Source organism: Ramlibacter sp. WS9 (assembly GCF_003797765.1).
In the GTDB taxonomy this organism is placed as follows: domain Bacteria; phylum Pseudomonadota; class Gammaproteobacteria; order Burkholderiales; family Burkholderiaceae_C; genus Ramlibacter.
This window is the reverse complement of the sequence record NZ_RKMB01000137.1, coordinates 1-467: the sequence shown is the minus strand read 5'-3', so window position 1 is coordinate 467 and position 467 is coordinate 1. Positions and strand designations below refer to the sequence as shown.

The 467-nt window shown below is 66.2% G+C and carries 1 protein-coding gene; it reads right to left on the bottom strand.

Translation table 11 applies throughout. The annotated features are described in order from the left end of the window. Positions 1–467 (bottom strand): ABC transporter ATP-binding protein (locus tag EEB15_RS33325; RefSeq protein WP_141514265.1); only part of this gene is annotated, 467 nt, incomplete at both ends.

The window sequence follows — 467 nt, the reverse complement described above, 5'->3', positions numbered from 1 at the left end:
GCCTTCATGACGATCAACTCGTCGGCGTAGCGGCAGGCCTGGTTGAGATCGTGCAGCACCGCCACCACGGTGCGGCCGTGCTCGCGGTTGAGCATCGCGAACAGGTCGAGCAGTTCCACCTGGTGCGCGATGTCCAGATAGGTGGTGGGCTCGTCGAGCAGGATCAGGGGCGTCTGCTGCGCGAGAACCATTGCGACCCAGACGCGCTGGCGTTGCCCGCCCGACAGTTCGTCGACCAGTCGTGCCGACAGTTCGGTGACACCGGTGTGCCGCATGGCGTCGGCGACCGCGGCCGCGTCGTCACGTGACCACTGCCGGAACACCTTCTGATGCGGAAAACGGCCACGCGACACCAGATCTGCCACCGTGATACCCTCGGGCGCGATCGAGGTCTGCGGCAGCAACCCGAGTCGGCGCGCCACGTCCTTGGTGTGCATGGTCGCGATGTCGTGCCCATCGAGGATCAC